This is a genomic window from Pirellulales bacterium (assembly GCA_035656635.1).
GTDB lineage: Bacteria > Planctomycetota > Planctomycetia > Pirellulales > JADZDJ01 > DATJYL01.
The window spans coordinates 1-18,480 of sequence record DASRSD010000114.1 but is presented as its reverse complement, the minus strand read 5'-3'; the positions used below and the strand labels follow the sequence as shown (position 1 = coordinate 18,480).

Sequence of the window (18,480 nt, the reverse complement as noted above, 5' to 3'; positions counted from 1 at the left end):
CCCCCCCCCCCCCCCCCCCCCCCCGCATTTTAACAGCAATGAGATAGAGACCGATGAGTCTCTCTGGGCTAGACATATTGCTGGAGACACAACAGCGTTTTCCACCCTCTATTCTCGGTGGAATCACAAGTTAATTTCTTTCTTTCAAAAACGCCTCTGCTGTTCTGAGCATGACGCAGAGGATTTTGCCCAGAAGACTTGGTTCCGGCTATTTAGAAAAGAACGCCGGGAACAGCTATCCTCTTTCCGCTGGAAGCTTTACGCGGATGCGCGGGAGGGAAAATCAAGATTTTGGCATTCGCGTGAATCCAGAAATCCTCTCTTGAGGGCCGATTCATTTACGCCTTACGACTCTATTATTCGCACGGAAATTGAACTCAGTGAAAGTGTGGCCAGATCAGAACTTGTTCAACATATTCTCAAATTTTTTTCGGAAGAGGATTGTCTCTTACTTTTTTGGCGATTCTATCTCGGTTTAAGTTTTATTGAAATTGGCGCTCGCCTTTCGATGACTCGTCAGACGGCACAGCAACGGATTGCAAAGATCATCGCCATCGCGAAAAGAAAATTCTCGAAAAATTTTTGCTGATATTTGGCATTTTTCGATTTTTTTCCCACGTTACTTATTAGAGGCGTCGCTTCACGCTCTTGTCCGCGACGCAAGCGCCAACCGCCCATGCTCGCGGTGGGCGGTTGGCTTTCGGGCTAGTGGTAGGTCGGGACAACGGATTTAGTCGGGCCTCCTAGCCCGGAAGTTAATGGATTGCAGACCGGGGGACGGAGTCTTTTTCGCGGGTGAAAGTCCAATATCGCGGGGAATCGCGGTACGGACCTGTTCCCTTGGCCAGTTGCTTACCGGCCAGTGGATCAGCCACGTCGGAACGGTTTATGAACGTGACGGCAACCTCGAGATTGCCGAGAGTACGACGCTGAACACAGAGCCGTGTTCGGTAACGAAAAAATGTATCAAGGGAGTGCAGTCGCATCCGTTAGTCGAACGGATCGCAAGTTATCAGGGACGGGTCTGGATCAGCCGGCTCAGCCAATGGCATGCGGTCGATAGTTCGGCCCTTACGCAAAGAGTGCTGGAGCAAATCGGCAAGCCTTATGACGAAATCGGCTGTCTGGTTTGCGGCACAGGGATTTTGAAATATCTGTGGAACTTTACGCCGCACGCCGAGTTTTGCAGTGAACTCCGTTTGCTGTTGGTCGGCTGGCCCGAACGTAATTGGTGCGGTCGAATATCGCCAGCGGAACTGGCTCGAGCGGAACAAATGTTTTCGCCCTTAGTCGCATGGGAAACAAATGGCATTCCAATATCTCATTGACCAATTCAATTCCCTGCATGTTCCCATTTCGTATTTGTTGGTTGGCATCGGCGGTTATTTGTTAGGGGAATGGCGTTGCAGCGAATAGTTTTTTGGTTGGCACTGGCCAGTACGGCAAGTGCGATAAGTGCAATAAGTGCGGCGCAGATCGATGTCCCGGTTTCACTGCGACAAGAAAATGATCGCACCGGCTCTTGCGCCCACGCAGAAATTGTAACCCAGTTACGATTTCTCGGTGAACCCGACGAAGCCAATCAATGGTGGACCACGCATAGCGGCGGAGAAAATGCTTCGCACCTTAACGCGGAAATGGACGCCGCAGCCATCAACCATGTTGACGGCCACACCCTCGAGTTCATTCGAGAGGCTAATGCAGCCGGACACCTCGTTCAAGTCGAAGTCTATGCCGGCCTTTGCACGCATGCCCTGATCGTGAGCGACATCACGTCCAGCTTCGTACGGCTCATCGATTGCAATCACGTCAAACGCGATTGGCAAATGCCGCTGAACGATTTCAAAACTTATTGGACGGGCTGGGCATTTTACCTTGAAAACTAACGACGTTTCGGAACTGCGCACGGATTTGAAAGCGTTGATTGAAAAGCTAGACCGGGTCTTGTTTGGCGATCCGCCAGAGACCGCCGGCCTCATCGTCAAGGTGGACCGATTGGAACAGTCCGAAATGCGCCGTCGATGGGGATTTCGCGTATTGGTAGCCAGCGTGCTGGGCCTGATCGGCAAAGCGCTGATTGCCTACTTTGCAGCAAAGTGAGGTTTGAAATGTTTCGTTTTGGATTAGTCGGTTTGATTTTGGCCTGTTGCTTCACCGCTCGGGCTGAAACTTCTCGGGCCACGGTGGACGAGCGTGAAGCTCGCCCCATCACGAATTGCGACAGCAGTTGCCCGCGGAAGGATTATCAGGACGTTGTGACTCCGGTTGTGACTCCTGGCAGTCCGGTTGCGCCGCCCGTGGAAAGCGGACCGGACAAGGCCACTGGCATTGTGTGCTTAGTGGTGGCGGCTGCGTTAGGTTTGCATCGCGAGGCAAATAAACACTCGCGTAAGTCGTCCTAGAGGAGAGCGTATGTTTTTGCAGGAAAAGACAGTGGTTTTGGTTTTGGGTTGCATGGTTGCGTACTTTGTGGCGCGGCAAATCGTGACGTGGTATCGGCAGATTACGAATCGGCACAAGGGTGCGGTTCGTCTGGCCGAGTGGGCTCGAGGTTATGGTTTGACCCGATTGCCCAATATTCTTTTGGACTATGGCACCGGTGATTTTGTGGGGGCCGCTGAGCAAATTGAAGAGTTTGTCCAATTACTGGAAAAGGCTCCGGGCGAAGTGGAAAAAGAATTCGACAGTGTGTTTATGAACGTGCTGGCGAAGAAATTGGCCACACAAACCGGTTTGGCCGTGGTACAAGCCGCGGTGACGGATGCGACGAAGTCTAAGTCTACTTCTACTGCTAGTTAGTTCAGGTTGCGACACCGGACACCACGTACTGGCGTTCACCGCTAAGTGGTGTCCGGTTTGTCAATCCGACAAACAAATCATTCAATCTAAAAATCTCGACATCGATCTCATCGACGTGGATGCTCAGCCGGAGACGGCACGCCAGTATGGCGTGACTTCGATTCCGGCTTATTTTATTGACGGAGTCCGTATGCAAAACTTGCATGCGGTGCAAGAGTGCCTGAATCATTAGTCCCTCATGGCGGCACGCCTGGCGGTTCATCCGGCCAGGTGCAAGTCAATTCTAGCGGCGTGTTCAGCGGTGTGGACGCTGGCACTGTGGGGCTCTCAATTCTCGCCGCTCCCATCGTCAACGATGCGTTGGACGCTTTGACAGACAGCAAAGCGGCTCCGCTTTCGATTGACTACGGCGGAACGGGCGCGAATCGCAATAATGCGATCAATGCCAATTTTATCCTTGCCGGACCACCCGACACTGTCGGCGGCGAACCACTGTGGCGATCACTGGTCACTGCGGATTTACCAGCATTGACCACTGGCAGCGCGATCCAAAAGGCAGATGGTGCGGGCGGGTTGACGGCGGCGACACCGGGAACGGATTTCGTTGCCCCGGGAACAATCGTTATTCATAAAACCGATGGGACAAGCGATTCGTCTAAAACATCACTAGATGCTGCAAAAACGGCAGCCATCGCCGGCCAGAAAATTTCTGTTGGCCCCGGTGCTTATAGTGCCACAGCGAGTATTTTGAAAAATGGCGTGGCTTGGGATTTTGCGGCTGGCGCTTCTGTATCGGTAACTTCCGATACAGTGGAATTGTTTGGCGATGGTGGTGAGGCGATCGTTTGCAAAATAACGGGCCACGGCGATTTCACTTCCCAAGTTGTAACAACAGATTTCGGCTCAAACAATCTAATTCATATCCAAAATGCTAACACGGATATTTATTTAGAGGGCCACTCATTTACCATGCACGGCAGTTCGGATGCGAACTGCTCAGTTTTATTGCAGGAAGCCGGTCGAGTACGTCTGCATGGAAATGTGCTATCCGATGGTGGTACTGACTATACGATCTGGTGGAAAAATGGCGATTTATACGCGGAAGGCGATAGCGCAGGTGGACCATCAACGTATTGTGTCTTCGATTCCCAGGTGGATGCCGCGCCAACCAGTACGCCAGACGGCCAGATTGGAAACGCCTATCTGAATTACAAGCACATCACAGGAAATATAGGCGTTGCAAACCCTGGCCTCGATACTTCGGCGGCAGCCTGGATTCAGGCCTCGCTAATTGACGGCGGCGATATTTATGACCAGAGCGGCAACAACAAAATCTACATCGAGTCTGAAAAGGGATATGGAACGATTCAGAGTACATCGGGGACTGGACTCTGCTATATAACGCTGCAAAAGCATTCGGCCGATGCCTCGGGCGGGGCTTTCCCTCAATTCATTGGTTGGCACACAGGAACTTTGCGTTATTGGGTCAATCATGTTGACCCCAACGGATTTGGGGGTGATGCTTCCGCCGGTGGTTCCATCGTCATTTTTGGCGGTGCCGCAGATTTGATTTTTGGTGACTACACCGGAACGTCGACCAGCGTTGGGATCAAAGTTAAGGGCGGTGCGTTAAATCTCTGGAACCTATTCGGCCTGGATGTTTCAGCAAATTCCAGTACTGATGCCATCACAGTAAGCGGCGGGGTATGCAGCATTTTATCCGGTTCGTTTATCAGCAACTCCGGGAAGAATGATTTCGTTCAAAGTTCCGGGACTCTGACTGTTGCCAGCGGTGTAAGTGGCAGTGGTGCGGGAAATGCTTGGAAAACCTCCGGGACGGTGAGCAAACAACCAATTTGGGGCGTGACACCAAGTACAACCTTCGCCTCGAATGCACTGGGATTAACTTACCCCGCCAGCGGCACAGTGGTCGTTCAGGGTGGCGCGTTGGGCACGCCCGGTAGTGCAACATTGACGAATGCAACCGGCTTGCCCAACGCTGGTCTGCTCAATTCCAGCCTGACGATTGCCGGCCACAGTGTTTCGTTGGGCGGAACACAAGCAATTTCGATTGGCGATTTAACCAGCGGCGCAATTGCCGACGGATCGACGGCCACGACTCAGACTTTTGGCGATAACAGCACCAAACCGGCCACAACAGCTTATGTGGATCGTGTGATAGGCAGCGTGACTTTCGCACGCTCAGCGGGGACGGCCTACATCGTCACCGGAACTTCCGCTGCGGCCACATTTGGCACAACGAATCCGGTGTTCACCTGCCCCGCAACTGGAACCTATTTGCTCAACTGTCGTTTGCGAATAAATGACAATAGCACTGCAGACGATTACACCATGACATACAAATTGCGAAAGACTAGCGGTACACCGTCGGATATTGCGAATACTCAGGACACTTACGCAGTAGATGCTATAGCGAATGGCCTCAATTTTAATTGGGGGAATTACGTCACCACGACTCGCCCAGCTACTACAGCTTTAACAGCCGGCGACACCATTACAGTTTTCGTCAGTCAAGATGTTCCTGACGGTACGACAACAGTTGAAGAAGTCGATATTACGGCACAACGAATACAGTGAGTGAGCATGAGTGCTGAACCGTTTCAATTCAATCTTCAAACAACCGGCCAAACGTTATACGTCGTGGCATGGGACATAAATGGAAACGGTTGGGAGCCTGGCGGCTCCACGTTTATCACGTTCACGACAACGACGAGCAATTTCAAAATTGCAATGACGGAAGTTGGGTCAACCGGCTACTACATCGCACCATTCACCGCACCCGCCGGCTTCACACGTTGGAATTATTTCAAGCAACTCGGCGATTCACCGAACGCTTTGACCGATACATTGCTCGCAGTGGGAAGCGACTATTGGACAGGTACATCGTTCGGGCAAGCTGTTACGGCAAACGTGACAGTGAATCCTGTTAGCGTGACTGTGAGTGCGGGTCAAGTGAGTGAGTCGCCCATCACGGCATATCAGTATGCGGCATTTGGTCCCTATCAATTTGCCATTGTTGATTCGACGGGCTCTCCAAAGAATCTCTCTGGACATTCCATCACGTTCGTTGCTGAGACAAGCCAAGCACAGTTCTTGTGGGAGATCACTAGCTGTCCTATCAGCGGAGCGGGCAACAACGTTGTGACCGTGAACGAAGGTGCAACTCATACCGGCACAGCCGGCAAGTTTCGTTATGTATTGCGTGACTTGACGGAGAACTCTGTGCTTGCTCGAGGTCCGTTGGCAATTCCATCCGATGCAAACATCGAATAGTATACATAAGTACAGTACCTGTACAGATTCCCAAAGGTACTCCTGCCGCTTTGGCAGCCGGCGGTCTGCCAAGGCTTTTGCCCGTACATCCCATATAGTCCATCCATCTTAACATAATCCGGTAAATTGGGGTAGCTGGGCCGTCTTTGAGCCAAAATAGCCCCGTTCGTTACTATCTAAACGTACATCATATATGGATGTACAGTATGAATGCCAGTTCGAGGGATTGAACGGGAACGGGATGCGGCGCGTAAGGTTGAGAAGCGCCGCCAAGCCAATGTTGTCGTCATTCCACGCTGCGCCAATCTTGACCGCCGAACCGGATTAGAAGCCGACGATAAGGCTTGGCTGCAGTATTACTTCGGTAAAGATTCCGAAACGCCCGATCCGTTCTGGTACGCCTTCACCTGGCAGCAGACTGAGATCATTGATGCGATCGCGAGCGCCATCATTTACGTGTTGGATCAGGCAATAGCGGCCAGCCGCGGCGAAGGAAAGACGACTCTCGCGGAGCGATTGTTATTGAAATACGCCTTGCAAGGCGTGCTGCCCTATGCGGTATTATTCCAGGCAACTGGCGCACTGGCCGATAACTCGCTCGATACAATCAAGACGGTAATTGAGGAAAACCCTCTTTTACTCGCGGACTATCCGGAAGTTTGCGTTCCGGTTCGCGCCTTGGAAAACACGCCCAATCGCGCCCACTATCAGAGGGTTAGTGGCCATCGCCATGACAATGGCGAGGCATTCGATAGCGTCTCATCGAAGTTTACTTGGTGCGGGCAAGAGATAATCTTTCCGAAAGTTCCGGGTTCGCCATCGACCGGGGCGATCATCGCCACTCGCGGGCTGGATTCTGCGATTCGCGGATTGAAAAAACGTGGTAAGCGGCCACGCATTGCTCTGATCGATGATCCGGACACCGAGGAAACAGCTCGTAGCGAAGAGCAAGCCAAGAAATTAGAAGAAAAGATCGATCGATCGATCGGCGGACTGGGAAACCAGCAAGCCGGTATCGGTCGCATCATGTTGACCACGCTCCCCAACCGGAAGTGTACGTCAGCGCGTTTTACCGATCCCTCGATAAAACCGACGTGGAAGGGGAAACGATTTCGTTTTCTGGTCAAGCAGCCAGCCCGGTCAGAGCTATGGGCTGACTATGTGGCCATGCGAGCTGCGGAGCTGGAGTCGTATGCCGCCGGGACTTCCAAAGATCAGCATTGCCGTAGTTCCCATAGCTTTTACCTAGAGAATAAGGCCGAAATGGAGGCGGGCGCGGAGGTCGCCAATCCGCATCGTTTCAACGCGACAATTCTGCCGGATGGTAGCCAGACGGAAGTTTCAGCGTTGCAGCGGTATTACAACGAAGTGGCCAAAATCGGCCAGGATGCCGTTTCCACGGAGTATGATAACAATCCGCCGGAAGAAACCGGCCCGATTGAGTCGGGGATAACCGCGAACCGCATTCAGCGGCAATTAAGCGGTTTGGAACGTAAGAAGATCCCCGCTGGTTGCGTCAAGCTGACTCGAGGGATTGACTGTCGGAAGGTCGCATTGCATTGGGTGGTTCGCGCCTGGCGAGTGGACGGCAGCGGATTCACCATCGACTATGGCGTTCACGAAGTCAAAGGAACGAAGTTTGGTACGGACGAGGGTTTGGACGCTGCGTTGCGCCGCTCAATTCTCGAATATGTCGAAGAGAGTAAGGGACTGTATTTTGAAGAGGGGGCAGAAAGTCCTCGAATCATTGATCGCACCTTGATAGACGCCGGTTGGCGCACGGATGCGGTGTATTCGGCATGTGAAACGGCTGGTCTGGGCGTTTGGCCCGTGATGGGATTCGGCAAAAGTGCGGGTTGTACGCAGGCCAATTTCTCGGAAGTTCAAAAAAAGACAGTTGACCGCCAGCCTGGCGACGGCTGGTTTCTCAGTAGGCGGGGCAAGCTTTGGCTCGTCTGTGCCGATGCAGACCGCTGGAAAGCATGGGAGCATGATCGGTGGATGACATCGCCCGGTAAGCCGGGTTGCATGATGTTGTTCGGCCAGTCCAGTGAGGCCGAGCGGATGTCAACTGATGAGAAAGCCCATTTTTCATTCGCCAAACATATCTGCAATGAGATCGAGGTCGAAGATATCAAGGGACGGCGATTCGTCGCCAAGAGCGAAAACACTCACTGGCTGGATGCGAGTTACTATTCGGACGTAGCAGCCAGTATGGAAGGAATTCGGATTTTCAGGAAACCGTTGCCGGCACGAGTCGTCCGGCCTCCAAAGAGGAAAAGGATTGCATACCTATAAAAGGAAGCTATGAGTAGAAAAGGATCGAAAAACGTTATCGGCTCCGCCACAGCGGAGCCGAGCCGTTGTCAAAAATGCGGAAGCTCCAACCGCTGTCAATACACGAACAGTCGGTACGAGGATTACTCGGGCAAAGGCCTGGAGTTCGAGGGAATTTGGCGTCGCAACTGTGCTTGCCTGGACTGTGGACAGGCTCGCATCGACCGCGAAAAGGTTTATTCCAAAAAGTAACCAGGAATTGGTTACTTTCTTTTGGCTTATTGGCATTTTTGCCGATTTTTCCCACGTTACTTAATAGATGAGCTTCGCATCGGATCAACTCGCCGCAGTTCAGACCCTACTCCAACAGAATGTTGGGGTAGAGGAATGGCGGCATGAAGGTCGGATGGTCCGATATGCGGACCTGTTGAAGCAATATAGCTACTGGCAAGGGCTCGTGAATACTGAAAGCGGTACTCGGCCAGTAGTCAGCGAAATCAATCTTAGCGGGTTTTAATGAGCTGGTTTAAGTTTGGTTTCGGTGGCAGCGGCTACGACGCGGTCAAGGAAAAGAATCGGCGCGAAGCTCCGACCGGTATCCTGCGCAGCGAGGATGCGGAGTTACCGAATCTGTTTCGCAAGAAATTGCTGTCGGCTAGTCGCGACATCCATCGCAACTTTTCGATTGCCGCCTGGCTCATTCGCAAACACTTAGATTTCGTCAGCACTTTCAATTTCCAAGCCCGCAGCGGGAACGACAAACTTGATGCCCAACTGCAAAAGCTCGTTACTTGGTGGTCAAAACCATTTAATTTCGACGTAACCAGCCGCTTCGGACTCCAAAAGTTTATCCGACTGTCAGTAATGCGCCGCACCGTAGATGGTGACGTTTTTCTGCTGAAGCTGAAAGACGGTCGAGTCCAAGCAATTGAGGGTGATCGAATCCGGACGCCGGACGCCGGTATTCCACCGGAGACCGGTTATACGATCGCAGATTTTATTCACGGTATTCGTACCGATCCATTCGGCAAGCCCGTCCAATACTCGCTCTGTAAACGTGGCAAAGTAAGCGACGCCGGTGGTTTTCCGACACAGTTTATTTTTGAGCGACTACTCGATGCAAAAAACGTTTACCAATTCGGATATTTCGATCGGTTTGACCAAGTAAGAGGGGTGAGTCCGTTTGCTGCAGCAATTAACACGCTGCGGGATACTTACGAAGCATTCGATTACGCACTGGCCAAGATGAAGGTCAGTCAGTTGTTTGCCCTCTCCGTCTTCCGAGAGAAGTCGGCGGAGATGGGTTCGCATGAAACCATTTTAGATGGGGCTAGTGACAGTGAAGATCGATATAACGTCGACTTCGGCCGTGGCCCGATCTTCATGGATCTTGACCCCGGCGACCGGGCCGAATTCCTAGAGACAAAAACACCGTCCACCGAATTCAAAGAGTTCAGCGAAACGATGATCGGGGTGGCGCTGAAAGCGCTTGACATCCCTTATTCTTTCTACGCCGAAAACTTTACTAACTATAGCGGTTGCCGCCAGGCACTATTGCAATACGAGCTGGCGGCAAAAATCAAACGCGTCGACTTACAAGCATTGCTCGATAGCTTAACGGCGTGGCGCATTTCGCTCTGGATTCAAGACGGTTTATTGAAAGCGGACATTCGCGACTTGTCTTGGGAGTGGGTTCCGACCGGCGTTAGTTGGATCGATCCCATGAAAGAAGTGCAGGCGAATATTTTGGCCGTCGCTGCGGGACTCGATACGCGAACAGATATTTTGAAAGAGCAAGGGAAGGATTTCTACGCGATTGCCGCAACGCTCGCGTCGGAACAAATATTGTTGAAGAGTTTGGGTTTGTCGGTGAATACCCCGACGCAGGTTACGGAAACAGAAAATGCAGTTGCAGCGTAAAGTACCGGCAAAGGCTTGCCGTTTTTCGGCCGATGTCAGTTTAGGGTCGAATGGCGAGAACGCGAAGACAGCTCCCGTCACATTGTTGGCACGGACCGCTGAACCGGTTGACAGTTATTTTGGCCCCGTGGTTCACGATCTAAGTGGAATCACACCCTCGAAGCCGCGCATCCCGCTCGATTATTGCCACGACGATGAGCAAGTCATCGGTTACGCGAACAAGTTTGAGATTCAGGGCGGAGACTTTGTCGCCGCCGGCGCACTCGTGCCGTACAGTTCCGACCCAACCGATAAAGCAACCGAAGTAATTTACAAATATGGTGTCGGCGTCCCTTATGGGGCCAGTGTCTTTTTCGATGAACCGGTTCTCGAGCAGGTTGGCGAAGGTGGCACGGCAAAGGCCAATGGTCGCGATTATCCAGGACCGGTAACAATCATTCGTACATGCCGGCTGCGCGGAATTGCAATTTGTCCCTATGGTCGTGACGGTGGCGCTGAAACGGCAATGGGTTTCAAGGAGGGCGACGAAGTTGTCGCCACGATTTTAACAGAGGAAATGAAGGGAACGAATATGGAAGCTTCTAGCGAAGCCAAATCTGCAGAGGCTTCGGCCGAAGCTAAAACGGAGGCTCCAAAAGAGCCTGAAATGAAACAAGCTGAGGTCGCCAAGACCGTCGAAGCCAAAACGGATGAGGTCGCCAAGACCGTTGAATCCAAGGTTGAGGAAGTGCCTGACGCCGCGGCCACTTCTGTCGAAACAAAGAAAACAGGCCCCGAGTTCGTCGCGGCCTTCGGTGACAAAGGCGGAGTCTGGTTTGCATTAGGCAAGACGTTTGAAGAGGCACAAACCCTGTGTATCGGAGAACTGCGAACCGAATGCGGCCAACTATCAGCAAAGGTCCAAGAATTAACTATACAAGTTACTTCCACGAGAGGTGACACCCCGGTTAGTTTCTCGGCCGAGGCGGAGCCGGTCAAATCCGAATTGAATGAGACCGCTGCGCGAAACCTTGGTGGTCTCGCGAAGTTCGCCGCCACAATTAAGATTCCCAACTGATTCCCAACGGTTGTCCACTCGGCAAGGCGAACTAGAAATAGTTCGCCGCTAGTCGCGTGGATAACCGCCGTGAATCTCGAAAGAGAGTATGGCAGTTACTGTTACTACACTGCTCGACATCGCTAAGGCCAATGGCTCTGATGCGGCGGTCGGGCTGATCGAAGAGGTGCTTACATTTGCTCCGGAAGTGCAAATGGGGTCCGCTCGAACTATTAAGGGCTTGGGCTATAAGACCCTCGTCCGAACGAATCTTCCCACCGCTGCCTTCCGCAATGCGAATGAAGGTACGGCTTTGGTGAAGTCGACTTATGAAAACCGCGTGGTTGAGTGCTACCGGCTCAATCCGCAATGGGAAGCTGACAAGTCGGTTGCCGATGCGTATGAAGACGGAGCCCAAGCATGGATTGCTTTGGAAGCCGAAGGCATTATGCGTGGCGCTTTCATTCAGCTCAGTTCCCAGTTTTATTACGGCACTGGCACGGGCGGGGATACTAAAGGTTTCCCCGGTCTGTTGGCTGCTTATGACTCCACGAATATGGTGGTCGATGCTGCCGGGACAACCGACAACGTCGCCTCCAGTGTATGGGGCGTGAAATGGGGTCCGAAAGACGTGCAATGGGTCTACGGTCAGAACGGTGATTTAACCGTTACTGACCTTAGCGTCGTGCGCGTGACGGATTCCAACAGCAATCCCTACTCTGCCTATCGTCAAGAATTGCTGGCTTATCCTGGCCTGCAAGTGGGCAACATCAAAGGCATTGGACGTATCAAGAAATTGACTACGGACAGTGGCAAGGGTCTGACGGATAGCTTGCTATCTGATTTGTACTCGAAGTTTGCCGTGGGCTATCGCCCTGATATGTGGTTGATGAACCGTCGAAGTTTGGATCAGTTGCGCAACTCGCGCACTGCGACAAATCCGACCGGTGCGCCGGCCCCCATCCCGACCGATTCGCTGGGAATTCCCATCATCGTGACGGACGGCATTACCAGCACTGAAACTTTGGCCCTGTAAAGGAGAGAAATATGAGTAGTTTGAATTTACGGGATGCTCAGCTCAAAGGAACTTTGGCGCTGCCCAGTGCCGCGAGTACGACTGTTAACGGTGGCGGAGTCGACACCGCAGACGGTACGCATGGCGCACTTGTGGCCCGGAGCGAGTTTTTGCTGACCTATCCCGCAGTAACAACCACGATGGCCCCGGACGGCGACACGATCACTTATTCGGTTATCGAATCAGTGAATTCGGATATGTCGTCTCCGACGGTGAAATATCCGTCGGTAGCGGTACAGACCGGAGCTGGCGGCGCTGGCGCTGCGGGCGGAACCTTCCGGTTCCGAACCGAAGTGGATTGCAGTCGCTATATCGGTGTTCGCATCGTTAGCGGCTCGGGCATCACTAACAGCTCCGCGGTTAGTGCAACGCTTGAAATGCTGTTTTAGGAGTTAGCTTGAGCCTCTTGGACGACTTGTTTGAATCGCAGATTACGCCGCTTGAGCAGGCATCGTTTGGTGCGACGTTCACCTACACGATGATCGGCGGTGAAACTCGATCCGGAACCGTTGTCGAAGAGGAACGTGGTGCTTATCGCGACGCTGATGATCGTCTTGTCAATGCAGAGCAGTTGACATTGACGGTCCAGCGTCGCGTAAGCAACTCTTGTCCCGGCGCACTGGTAATTGACAATCCGCAACTCACAGAAACCGTCAATAAAGATAGTACTAACTTCTACACATTCACCGGGGAAATCAATCGCGTTACAGACGATTCTTGGTCGCTGGTGTTCGTCCGGCAGCTAAGCCTTTTGACGGGACAGTTTGCTAGACGATGAGCCGCGCAGAAGCATTAGACAATTTATCGGGGATGATTGCCGCGAGCAAAACGTTTCGTGTCGCCTGCGCACCGGCCAACAGCGAAGACAGAATTTTTAGCCCCTACGTTGCCGATCCAGCCTCAATTTTATATCCGCGAGTTGTTATCGGGCTCGATGGCCTGCGATGGATGCGCGACGCGGGCGGCGACCAAAACTATTTACTTCCGCAAGGTGGTTTCAAGCTTTGGTTTTATGATTCGGTCCGTGATACCGATCCATCAGTTGCGATTAAAAAGTTTCTGCATTACGTCGACTCCTTGATTTACGATCTTGCCTCAATCTCTGGTCAAAATGACTATCTTTCCATCGTAGCAATCACAGAAATCGCTCAGCCAGTTATCTCGAATCCGACTACGACTTCAACGATGGCGGACACGGCTTTGCAGCCGTACTGCTTCGCTGCCTATCGCGTGGAATGGAATCCGCATTGATCGGTCTCCGTTACGAGACTTACGTCCAGAACGAAGTTTCAGAAGCCGTCTGGAACGACTGTATGGAGGAGGCGGAGATCGCGGAACTTGCATACTGGAAAATAAAATATCTGCCCGAACATTTCACAAGGAACGCCAGAGACAAATATGGCTATCAGCCGCGTTCAGAAAAATACATTCGTCGCAAGCAATATGAGGGTCGCCGCGGTAAAGCGAAGTATGGCGGCGAAGTCGATTTAGTTTTTTCCGGTGAATCGGAAGAAATTTTGCATGGACCGGCATCCATCGTTGCCCACCCCAGCGGAGCGGAAATGGATATGCCCATTCCGCCTTACTTCGCGGATATGCGATGGCCGTCAAGTCCCGACCCTGAACCGGAAGTAACGGCCGTTACGGATGAGGAAATGGAAGAGTTAGCCGAACACTTTTCCCAAGTTTTTCAGCAAGCTTTAGATCGGCACTTGCAAGGGAATGGTTGGCAGAAAATATAATGGCAGTCGCTAATGAATATGTGTTGCATGGAATTGGAAACAACACAACCTTTATCTCGCAGATTACAAACGCTCGCCCGTCTCCGAAATTGGAGACCATGCTAGCCGCCGGCTCTGGCGTGCCGTTCGCCACGTTCGTGGGGAATATGCGGCAAATGCCTGAGAAGCGATTTGAGACTACGCAGTTGGTGACGGTACTCGGTGCGGCCGGAATGACGATCGGTGATTGGTCTGCCAATGCAACCAATCTTTATTATCGGAAAGTTACTCCGTTCGGCACTCGAGACGCTCTTGGGGCAACCACCGGCCAACGGCTGCAGGCGTCGATTGCCGGTGTAATGATTCATCGTGTTTCGGCTCGCCAGGGCGGTTTGGCAAGCGCCGACTGTTGCGTCTATATCCCCTATGATGGGACGAATGCTCCGATTGCCAGCTCGTCTGGCGTTGCTGTATCGGGGACACCGTCCAGCACGGAACAATTCACGCTCGGCCCGGTGTTCATCAACGGTTCCCAAGTATTTGGCATCACGGATTGGACGATCGATTTCGGCCAGCAAGTGATCCAGACAATCAGCGACGGCGAACTGTATCCGACGTTCATCGCCATTGGTGATTTGAAACCGGTCGTTACATTCCGCGGGTTGGATTTTAGCTGGACCTCGTTTGCTGGCCTGAATGGCGTTTCGATTACTTCGGCCAGTTTTTATCTGCGGGCAATGAGTGCGGCGGGGCGTGTCGCGAATGGCACTTCGGCACATATCAAGTTCTCTGCGTTAGCTGGTTTGGCTTATGTGGACGATGTGAGCGGCGGCGGTAACGATCAATCTCAGACTTCTTGCCGGTTAAACCCGATCAGTTCTAACGGAACGACGTTGCCACTGACGGTTGCTACCGGCGTAGCAATTACGAGTTAGGCATGGATGTAAAACAATTGGCGGAAGAAATGGGTGTGGCGGAAGAAATGGCACAGAAGATCGTTGATTCGCAAGCTGCATCACCACATGATCCCGTTCACGCCATGGTCAAAGAACTGGGAATCACACACGCTGTTGCGGCGGAGTTGTTGAAAGCAGTTAAGTGACGCCGAGTGAAACGTTTTGTAATCAAGATCAATGAATGTATCCATCTATTCATTTACGATCGGCAAGGCAAATTGAGACGTGCAATCACTTTCAACGAAAATAACACGTTTGTATCGGACTGGGATCGAAACGAAAACTTCGTTCGTGGGGAGACCTTTTAGTAATGCTCTATTTCTTGCCGGAAATCTTTCAGGCGCAGATTGCGCCCAATGGGCAATTTGTTCATTCGATTCTCACTCAGCGTGGTTTGGGTGAAACGTTCGCTGGTGTACTCGGTCCATCGGTCGATGCTGGCGTTCGCGATGTAACGGGTGTCGGCCCCGGTGGAAAAAGCGGCTGCATTATTTGCACTGGCCCCGCGCCCGACAAGTTTGGGTATTACGCTGAACAGACCTGGCATCAAGTCAACGATGATCTTTGGCTGTCTACCGATAACCCTGGATCGTTAAAGCGTCAACGTGGCTATGGCGGCTATCCGACCCCACTGAGCGACGGCAACTTGTACGAGATTCCCGTCATTCGCCGCCCCGATGGCAGCAGCGACTTGCCGTGTGACTGCTATTGGTCCGATGACTATGTGGAGACCATTAAGCAACAGTATCGCCATTATTGGGATGATACCGCCGAAGTCGCCGATTGGTTTTTTGGTAAGGAAAAGATGGCTCGTAAACGCGGCATCGAGCTGGCGATTAAGGCTCTCAGTCTTAATTACCATTATTCCAAACTGGAACATCGCTTTCTGAAGTTGGTCGATTCGACCAATTGGCAAATGGTGCTGGCAATGTCCGTCGATGCGCCGGCCGCGCAAAAAAAAATTCTGAATATGCCTGTTGGCGAGCTGGTCTCTTAAAGGATTACCGGCCAACGCGCCGCGACCTATATTATGGCCAAGTCAACACTTAAGCAGGCAGTCGTTTTCGAGGGCGGTCAAGAAGCGAATAAGTACATTCGCGATCATGGTCGTGAGATTGACGCCCTCAAAAAGCAGATTGCCGAACTGAATGCCGTTTCCCGCGAGGGGAACGCGGAGTTCAAAAAAGGCATTACTGACATCACGCAGTATGCGCGAACCGTCAAGCAAGAAATTCGTACTCCAATGGAGGAGTATCGCCAGAGCATTGAAAAGATCAATGCCGCTTACGCGATGGGTAAGCTGTCGCAAGATGAACGCATTCGAGGCATTCATAGCGAAGCCGACAAACTTCGAGAGTCCACAAGCGAAATCAATAAACAGTTTGATGCTCTGTCCGAGTTGCGATTGGCCCAAGAAAAGGTCAATGCGGAACCAATCAAGGGTCCGGGCGTAGATATCCTTAAACAAATCGAGCAGATGGCGCTGGGCTATCTCTCCGTCGATTTTGCTTTGCAGGCCGTCAACAAGGAGCTGGAACACAAAAAAGAGCTAGAGAAAGACGCCCTCACTGCCCAGGTACAATTGGCCGATGCTCAACGTAATTTAGCAATCGCAATGCCGGGGCATGCTGCTGCAATCATTCCGCAGCTTGGCAAGATTTCTGGCGACAATAATATTCCTTTGTCAAAACTGACGCAGGCGGTAGCCTCGAGTTCGGCGTTTGCTTCCATGTACGGCAGCAATCAGGAGACCGGTCAAAATGCCCTTGATCTGGCCGCACACATTTCTCCGAACGACGCCAATCAGGCCGTCAATATTGCCTACGGCACGATGCGTGTCGGCAAATATGCGACAGGCTCGCAAGACCCCAAGACCAATCTTGGCTATATGCTTCAGCTTCAAGGCAATACCGATTTGCCTCTAAATGAAATCAATGACCAATTGACGGAAGCTGTGAAGGCCGAGCGGGAGGGCGGAGCAACATTAGGTGAAGCAACCGGGATGGTTGAAACGCTGCGCGACGTAAGCGGTGATACGAGCGGTAGGGTGGTGCGGAACGCCGCACCTAGAATGACGCAATTTCTCCGGGATAATTTTCCCGGAATGTCAATCTCTCAAGCCATTGCGATGATCCAAAAGCAAGGGCCTGTAATGGCCCATGCTTATGCCGAGAAGATATTCCCAGGCGACCCGCGGACTGCAGGCGCAGCGGAGCAAATTCTCACGCAAGGCAGTGCTGGGGCGCAAGAATGGGCGAAGACATCGCAGGTGCCGAGTGCAAGTGAATTGGCCGGCATGGCAAACAGTTACGTTTCTGGTTTTGGCGCATTGCCCGGTCAAGCAATCGCTACGTCAGACCGACAAACTAAGAAAGAAAAAGAAAACCGCCTTGTCGACGATAAAGGATCGGGTGTTCAGGGCAGTCTTCGTGATAAATACGAAGAATACTTGGAGGAAGAAAATACGTCTGGCGTTTGGTATTCGATGTGGCAACGTGGGAATAAGGCAGGGCCTTGGATTACATCGGATGAAGTACGCAATCAACTGGGGAATGAACGGAAGATGGTCGATGGCGGCGGAGTCGGTTGGGGGTACAGCACGCCTCAAGAAACACAAGAACATTTTAAAAGACTTGAAGATTTGATTCGCTCAATCGACGATCTCGTTTTGGAAATGCGTCAACCCGCGCCCACGCAACTTGGCGCTCATCAGTGAAACGCATTGGCTACAACTTCTCGATTAGTCTTTTCCCACATAAGAAATTTTGGCCACCACTCACCCGCCAATGTCCATCTTGATTGCAAATCGGATGCAGAAGATCCATTACTCATTAATATCAAATCTTGTAGTCGTGTTTTGGGGATGCGTTTGCCACCTACGATTTTAGAGATCGATTCTGCTACCTCTAATTGATTGACAATATCATGGAATTCGAGTTTATCTCCGGCAAGCGCATCAAGAAGTTTTGCGGCTGTGAGGTTAGGCAGAAGGTCTTTAGATTGTGGAATCGGGTTGAGTTCCTGAATTGCTTTTAGAATATCACGTTTTAGATATGGTCCTCCTTTCCCGCTCCACGCATATTGGATTTCTTCATGCGTCAGGACGCGATTATACGCAGGGACCGCATCACAGTAGATGCGACCGTCTTCAACCGTAAAAAGTCCGAAGGGATTTTGAAGTATCACCCCATTAAGTTTGTCAGTGATTTTTATTCGCAAATCGAGATCATCATTTGATTGAGAGTCCGGGCTGGAACATCCAGCACTTATTGCTAACAACATAAAATAAAAAAGAATTGTAAGCCGATCAGCACCGGGGCGACTATGGTTTTTGTTTAGCACTACATACCTCATTTCCCGCTGCGTTTCGATTCTTCAATAATAAGATCAGCCGCTTTGCAA

At 51.8% G+C, this 18,480-nt stretch carries 21 protein-coding genes; 20 read left to right on the top strand and 1 reads right to left on the bottom strand.

What is annotated here, in order from left to right; all coding sequences use genetic code 11:
• The 20 genes from VFE46_10840 to VFE46_10745 form a co-directional block, all read left to right on the top strand.
• Positions 1 to 589: hypothetical protein (locus tag VFE46_10840; protein HZZ28487.1), on the top strand; the 589-nt coding region annotated here is incomplete at its 5' end.
• A gap of 259 nt (positions 590 to 848) precedes the next feature.
• Positions 849 to 1,328: a hypothetical protein gene (locus VFE46_10835; protein HZZ28486.1), complete on the top strand. Its 480-nt coding sequence runs from the start codon at positions 849 to 851 to the stop codon at positions 1,326 to 1,328.
• 75 nt (positions 1,329 to 1,403) lie between these two features.
• Positions 1,404 to 1,886 (top strand): hypothetical protein, encoded by a 483-nt coding sequence (locus tag VFE46_10830; protein ID HZZ28485.1) that lies wholly within the window; start codon positions 1,404 to 1,406, stop codon positions 1,884 to 1,886.
• Positions 1,876 to 2,100, top strand: a complete 225-nt coding sequence (locus tag VFE46_10825; protein ID HZZ28484.1) for a hypothetical protein — start codon at positions 1,876 to 1,878, stop codon at positions 2,098 to 2,100. Before VFE46_10830 ends, VFE46_10825 begins: the two co-directional genes overlap by 11 nt.
• A gap of 8 nt (positions 2,101 to 2,108) precedes the next feature.
• Complete coding sequence (locus VFE46_10820; protein ID HZZ28483.1) at positions 2,109 to 2,402, top strand: hypothetical protein; 294 nt, start codon at positions 2,109 to 2,111, stop codon at positions 2,400 to 2,402.
• Between the two features lie 10 nt (positions 2,403 to 2,412).
• Complete coding sequence (locus VFE46_10815) at positions 2,413 to 2,799, top strand: hypothetical protein (protein ID HZZ28482.1); 387 nt, start codon at positions 2,413 to 2,415, stop codon at positions 2,797 to 2,799.
• A 528-nt stretch (positions 2,800 to 3,327) separates the two neighbouring features.
• Positions 3,328 to 5,397, top strand: a complete 2,070-nt coding sequence (locus VFE46_10810) for a hypothetical protein (protein HZZ28481.1) — start codon at positions 3,328 to 3,330, stop codon at positions 5,395 to 5,397.
• A 6-nt stretch (positions 5,398 to 5,403) separates the two neighbouring features.
• A complete protein-coding gene (locus VFE46_10805; GenBank protein ID HZZ28480.1) occupies positions 5,404 to 6,093 on the top strand; it encodes a hypothetical protein in 690 nt (229 codons plus the stop codon).
• 210 nt (positions 6,094 to 6,303) lie between these two features.
• Positions 6,304 to 8,391, top strand: a complete 2,088-nt coding sequence (locus VFE46_10800; protein HZZ28479.1) for a terminase gpA endonuclease subunit — start codon at positions 6,304 to 6,306, stop codon at positions 8,389 to 8,391.
• A 495-nt stretch (positions 8,392 to 8,886) separates the two neighbouring features.
• Positions 8,887 to 10,290: a phage portal protein gene (locus VFE46_10795; protein HZZ28478.1), complete on the top strand. Its 1,404-nt coding sequence runs from the start codon at positions 8,887 to 8,889 to the stop codon at positions 10,288 to 10,290.
• Entirely contained in the window at positions 10,274 to 11,347 is a 1,074-nt protein-coding gene (locus VFE46_10790) for a hypothetical protein (GenBank protein HZZ28477.1), read from the top strand. The genes VFE46_10795 and VFE46_10790 overlap by 17 nt, the downstream gene beginning before the upstream one ends.
• Positions 11,348 to 11,435: 88 nt before the next feature.
• Entirely contained in the window at positions 11,436 to 12,362 is a 927-nt protein-coding gene (locus VFE46_10785) for a hypothetical protein (protein ID HZZ28476.1), read from the top strand.
• Between the two features lie 11 nt (positions 12,363 to 12,373).
• Positions 12,374 to 12,790, top strand: coding sequence for a hypothetical protein (locus VFE46_10780; GenBank protein HZZ28475.1), 417 nt, complete (start codon positions 12,374 to 12,376; stop codon positions 12,788 to 12,790).
• Between the two features lie 17 nt (positions 12,791 to 12,807).
• Positions 12,808 to 13,179 carry a hypothetical protein gene (locus VFE46_10775; GenBank protein ID HZZ28474.1) on the top strand — a complete coding sequence of 124 codons (372 nt, stop codon included), beginning with the start codon at positions 12,808 to 12,810 and terminating at the stop codon, positions 13,177 to 13,179.
• The gene (locus tag VFE46_10770) at positions 13,176 to 13,652 is read left to right on the top strand and encodes a hypothetical protein (protein ID HZZ28473.1); all 477 of its coding nucleotides are present in this window, start codon (positions 13,176 to 13,178) and stop codon (positions 13,650 to 13,652) included. Before VFE46_10775 ends, VFE46_10770 begins: the two co-directional genes overlap by 4 nt.
• On the top strand, positions 13,637 to 14,143 hold the full coding sequence (locus VFE46_10765; protein ID HZZ28472.1) for a hypothetical protein: 507 nt from the start codon (positions 13,637 to 13,639) through the stop codon (positions 14,141 to 14,143). The genes VFE46_10770 and VFE46_10765 overlap by 16 nt, the downstream gene beginning before the upstream one ends.
• Positions 14,144 to 14,241: 98 nt before the next feature.
• Complete coding sequence (locus VFE46_10760; GenBank protein ID HZZ28471.1) at positions 14,242 to 15,057, top strand: hypothetical protein; 816 nt, start codon at positions 14,242 to 14,244, stop codon at positions 15,055 to 15,057.
• 2 nt (positions 15,058 to 15,059) lie between these two features.
• The gene (locus VFE46_10755) at positions 15,060 to 15,224 is read left to right on the top strand and encodes a hypothetical protein (GenBank protein ID HZZ28470.1); all 165 of its coding nucleotides are present in this window, start codon (positions 15,060 to 15,062) and stop codon (positions 15,222 to 15,224) included.
• Positions 15,225 to 15,388: 164 nt separating this feature from the next.
• Positions 15,389 to 16,075, top strand: coding sequence for a hypothetical protein (locus VFE46_10750; protein ID HZZ28469.1), 687 nt, complete (start codon positions 15,389 to 15,391; stop codon positions 16,073 to 16,075).
• A gap of 33 nt (positions 16,076 to 16,108) precedes the next feature.
• Positions 16,109 to 17,794 (top strand): hypothetical protein, encoded by a 1,686-nt coding sequence (locus tag VFE46_10745; protein HZZ28468.1) that lies wholly within the window; start codon positions 16,109 to 16,111, stop codon positions 17,792 to 17,794.
• Here the strand turns inward: VFE46_10745 and VFE46_10740 are convergent.
• Positions 17,788 to 18,432 carry a hypothetical protein gene (locus VFE46_10740; GenBank protein ID HZZ28467.1) on the bottom strand — a complete coding sequence of 215 codons (645 nt, stop codon included), beginning with the start codon at positions 18,430 to 18,432 and terminating at the stop codon, positions 17,788 to 17,790. The two genes, VFE46_10745 and VFE46_10740, sit on opposite strands and share 7 nt — an antisense overlap.
• Positions 18,433 to 18,480: the final 48 nt, after the last annotated feature.

Excerpts from the sequence above, each read along its gene's own strand:
- VFE46_10760 (HZZ28471.1), top strand. The coding sequence starts at position 14,242 with ATGCTAGCCGCCGGCTCTGGCGTGCCGTTCGCCACGTTCGTGGGGAAT.
- VFE46_10750 (HZZ28469.1), top strand. The coding sequence starts at position 15,389 with ATGCTCTATTTCTTGCCGGAAATCTTTCAGGCGCAGATTGCGCCCAAT.
- VFE46_10800 (HZZ28479.1), top strand. The coding sequence starts at position 6,304 with ATGCCAGTTCGAGGGATTGAACGGGAACGGGATGCGGCGCGTAAGGTT.
- VFE46_10795 (HZZ28478.1), top strand. The coding sequence starts at position 8,887 with ATGAGCTGGTTTAAGTTTGGTTTCGGTGGCAGCGGCTACGACGCGGTC.
- VFE46_10805 (HZZ28480.1), top strand. The coding sequence starts at position 5,404 with ATGAGTGCTGAACCGTTTCAATTCAATCTTCAAACAACCGGCCAAACG.
- VFE46_10745 (HZZ28468.1), top strand. The coding sequence starts at position 16,109 with ATGGCCAAGTCAACACTTAAGCAGGCAGTCGTTTTCGAGGGCGGTCAA.
- VFE46_10780 (HZZ28475.1), top strand. The coding sequence starts at position 12,374 with ATGAGTAGTTTGAATTTACGGGATGCTCAGCTCAAAGGAACTTTGGCG.
- VFE46_10740 (HZZ28467.1), bottom strand. The coding sequence starts at position 18,432 with ATGAGGTATGTAGTGCTAAACAAAAACCATAGTCGCCCCGGTGCTGAT.
- VFE46_10785 (HZZ28476.1), top strand. The coding sequence starts at position 11,436 with ATGGCAGTTACTGTTACTACACTGCTCGACATCGCTAAGGCCAATGGC.
- VFE46_10815 (HZZ28482.1), top strand. The coding sequence starts at position 2,413 with ATGTTTTTGCAGGAAAAGACAGTGGTTTTGGTTTTGGGTTGCATGGTT.
- VFE46_10765 (HZZ28472.1), top strand. The coding sequence starts at position 13,637 with ATGGAATCCGCATTGATCGGTCTCCGTTACGAGACTTACGTCCAGAAC.
- VFE46_10790 (HZZ28477.1), top strand. The coding sequence starts at position 10,274 with ATGCAGTTGCAGCGTAAAGTACCGGCAAAGGCTTGCCGTTTTTCGGCC.
- VFE46_10755 (HZZ28470.1), top strand. The coding sequence starts at position 15,060 with ATGGATGTAAAACAATTGGCGGAAGAAATGGGTGTGGCGGAAGAAATG.
- VFE46_10820 (HZZ28483.1), top strand. The coding sequence starts at position 2,109 with ATGTTTCGTTTTGGATTAGTCGGTTTGATTTTGGCCTGTTGCTTCACC.
- VFE46_10770 (HZZ28473.1), top strand. The coding sequence starts at position 13,176 with ATGAGCCGCGCAGAAGCATTAGACAATTTATCGGGGATGATTGCCGCG.